A 3,232-nucleotide genomic window follows, 5' to 3' on the forward strand; every position below is an offset into this window, starting at 1 on the left:
CGCCAGTACCTTGAAGAGACCAGTAAACCACCAGGCTGCCCCGGTCAAGTCCTACTGAGATCTTCGGAAAGTCCGTCCGACCGGCTCGCCTTTGCTTGGGCACCGCGTCGGGAGGCGCCGTATAAGACGCCCCGCATTCCCCTGTCAACAACCCTTTTGCCGGCATTGCGAAGACGGCTCCGGCTTGCGCCGGGCGGCTGGTTCGCGATTCGAACTCGAGGGAGCCACCGACCCGCGATGCGCGGCCCCGGCGACGATTGCAGAGGTGGTGTCGGTTCCCCGGTTCTGCAAGGGCCGGATTGGGATCTCGTTGTCGACGGCTTGCATCGACGGCGGCCTGTACAACGGCATCGGCGCCGGCCCCGGTCCAGGCAACGCGAGGGCCGCTCGCGGGGTTAGTGATGCGATGTGAGGGTGTCCATGGCCACGATTGCGATCCTGATCGGTACCCGGGCGGGGGCCCGGCTACTGGCCGCCACCTCGGAGCGGGAGGCGGCCCGGTCGGCCGAGGCCTTCCTGCGGCGGCTGCCCGCGCGGGCGCTGCCGGCTCCGCTCTGGGTCCAATGCGCCGACCCCGGCGTCACCGGCCGCCTGACCGGCTATCTCAGCGAGCTGCAGGCCGAGCAGGTCCGCGAACGCGACGCCCGGGTCTGACCGGACGTCCGCTCCGGACGGCCGGATTTCCTTGTCCCGCATCCTGCTCTAACCCGGCGGGCATGACCGACACACGCGATTCAAGCCGGCCCGGGCCCCCGGTCGCCGTCGAGCCCGCCTCCCTCGGCAGGCTCCTGCGCCTGATGGCCGCCCTGCGCGATCCCGAATCCGGCTGCGCCTGGGATGTCCGGCAGACATTCGCGACCATCGTGCCCTACACGATCGAGGAGGCGTACGAGGTCGCCGACGCGGTGGCGCGGGGCGACCGGGACGACCTGCGCGACGAACTCGGCGACCTTCTGCTCCAGGTGGTGTTCCACGCCCGGATGGCCGAGGAAGAGGGCGTCTTCGCGTTCGACGACGTGGCCCGGGCGATCGGCGACAAGCTGATCCGGCGCCACCCGCACGTGTTCAAGCCGGACGGCACCCCCCTCCAAGCGGGCTCGGCCCTGCGCGACCCGGCCCAAGTCGAGGCGCAGTGGGCCGCGATCAAGGCGCAGGAGCGGGCGACCCGGGATCCGGCCACCGGCGACCCGGATCCCCTCGGCGGCGTCGCCCGTGCCTTGCCGGCCCTGGCCCGAGCGGAAAAGATCTCCCGGCGGGCGGCGTCCTATGGGTTCGACTGGGGCAACGCCGCGCAGGTGATCGACAAGGTCCGGGAGGAGACCGACGAGGTCGCCGAGGCCCTCGCAGCCGGCGATCCGCAGGCCCTGTCGGAGGAAATCGGCGACCTGCTGTTCTCGGTGGCCAACCTCGCCCGGCATGCCGGGATCGATCCCGAGACCGCGCTGCGCGACGGAACCGCCAAGTTCGAGCGCCGCTTCGCCGCCATGGCGGAGCACCTGACGTCTGCGGGCGGGGCGCTCGGCCGTTCGGATCTCGCCGCCATGGAGGCCGCCTGGCAGGCGGTGAAGCGGGACGAGAAGCGGTAGCGGGCGCGGCTTTCCCCCGCATGGCGCCCCCGGTCCGAGGGCTCGACAGGCGGCGGTCGGCGCTTATCCTTGGCCCATGCGCATCCTCCTTTCCGCCTTCGCCGCCCTCGCCGTCATGGTGTCCCTGCCCCGGGACGCGCGCGCCGAAACCATCGTCCAGGAGCGGTTCGGCTGCCACGCCCCGGAGGTCACCGATCGCTTGTTCAAGCTGGTCATGGCCGGCGAAGAGGTGGCGTTCGGGCAGCTCCTGAAGAGCAGCCTGGCCAGCGGCGAGTGCCGGTCGTGGAAGCTCGGCGAAGCGGTCCGGCTCGAGAACCGGACGGTGACCTACGGATGTCTCGCCCCGACGAGCGGGCAGGATCGCTGCTACTGGACGCCGCTCAGCGCGATCGAGACCGCGAAGTGACTTTTTTGGGGGGCTCGGACCTGTGCCGGGGCACCTGACGGATACGGTCGGCCCGATTCCAGCCTGATCCGCGCACCCGACAACGGCCGGGGCTGGGCCCCTCGGAAACGCGTATCCCTGGGCCGGCGGAGGAGCGGACTCCCCTCCTCCGCCGCAGCCGCGCTCAGGCCGCCTTCTTCGGAGCCTTGCCTTTTGGAGCCTCGCCTTTCGGAACCTCGGCGTCGTCGTCCGCCGGGGTGCCCTCGGCATTGATCGTCTCGGCGATCTTGGAGAGCAGCGCGTCGGTCTTCTTCTCCTCCTGCAGGGTCTCGTCGAGCAGTTTGGCGGCCTCCTCGTGGCCGAGCTGGCGGGCCCAGGTCTTGAGGGTGCCGTAGCGGGCGATCTCGTAATGCTCCACCGCCTGGGCGCAGGCGGCGAGCACCGCGTCGGCCGCCGGGCTGTCGGCGAAATCCTCCAGATCCTCCTCCATCTCGGAGGTGATGCCCTGCATCGCCTCGCAGGTCTTGGCGCGGGCGGGCTTGCCGATGATCTCGAACACCTGGGTCAGGCGCTCGACCTGCTGGGCGCTCTCCTCGGCATGGGTCTCGAAGGCCTGGCGCAGCTCCGGGTGCTCGGCCGCCTTGGCGGACTTCTTAAGCGCCTTCACGGATTGCTTCTCGGCGTAATAGACGTCCTTCAGGGTCTCGTAGAAGGCGTCGTGCAGCGTCTTCGGCTTGGCCATGGCTGTCCGTCTCCAGTGCGGGCCGCCGTCTCGGGGACGCGGCTTCCGGACGGGGAACGCCGGTCCTCCCCGTCGTTTCCGGGCGATATCTTCGTTCTGTGGAGGAACTTTTTGGCCGTGCCCTGGCACGCCCGGACCGGCGTCGCCGGGCCGGCGCGTCACGGCCGCGCCCACGCCGCCACTGACGTTCGCCAAGGCGCTTGAAGAAGACGAAGGCTTCGCGCTACACTCTGTGGCCCGGATCTTCAGTCTTTGTGATCGAGATCCGAGTATTGATATCCCAATCGACATTATGAATGTGACTGAAATCGATCGTCCGAGGGGGAATTATGTAGCATAAGTATTGAATTTTGGGGGAAAATGATCGATATAAAGCTATATATGCTCCAGTCCGTAATTACCCACCCCCTTGCGCGGGTTGGGTTTCGCTGATTCCCTCGTGGGATGGTTCGTACCGATCTTGAGCGGCTGAGCCGCGAGGAGTTGATCGAACTGGTGCTGCGGCTGCAGCGTCCGGAT

4 protein-coding genes are annotated in these 3,232 nt (G+C 68.5%); 3 read left to right on the forward strand and 1 reads right to left on the reverse strand.

The genetic code is table 11. The features are described 5' to 3' along the window. The first annotated feature begins 420 nt into the window (after nucleotides 1-420). The 3 genes from FV242_RS33330 to FV242_RS33340 all read left to right on the forward strand — a co-directional run bounded on the left by FV242_RS33330 (nucleotide 421) and on the right by FV242_RS33340 (nucleotide 1,992). Nucleotides 421-654 (forward strand): hypothetical protein, encoded by a 234-nt coding sequence (locus tag FV242_RS33330; RefSeq protein WP_147941935.1) that lies wholly within the window; start codon nucleotides 421-423, stop codon nucleotides 652-654. A 62-nt stretch (nucleotides 655-716) separates the two neighbouring features. Beyond that, nucleotides 717-1,586, forward strand: coding sequence for a nucleoside triphosphate pyrophosphohydrolase (gene mazG / locus FV242_RS33335; protein WP_147941936.1), 870 nt, complete (start codon nucleotides 717-719; stop codon nucleotides 1,584-1,586). 76 nt (nucleotides 1,587-1,662) lie between these two features. Further along, a complete protein-coding gene (locus FV242_RS33340) occupies nucleotides 1,663-1,992 on the forward strand; it encodes a hypothetical protein (protein WP_147941937.1) in 330 nt (109 codons plus the stop codon). A 163-nt stretch (nucleotides 1,993-2,155) separates the two neighbouring features. On the opposite strand, the gene FV242_RS33345 is transcribed toward FV242_RS33340, so the two are convergent. Beyond that, nucleotides 2,156-2,713, reverse strand: coding sequence for a ferritin-like domain-containing protein (locus FV242_RS33345; protein WP_147941938.1), 558 nt, complete (start codon nucleotides 2,711-2,713; stop codon nucleotides 2,156-2,158). Nucleotides 2,714-3,232 lie beyond the last annotated feature (519 nt).

Origin of the sequence: Methylobacterium sp. WL64 (assembly GCF_008039945.1) — a bacterium.
Lineage (GTDB): Bacteria > Pseudomonadota > Alphaproteobacteria > Rhizobiales > Beijerinckiaceae > Methylobacterium.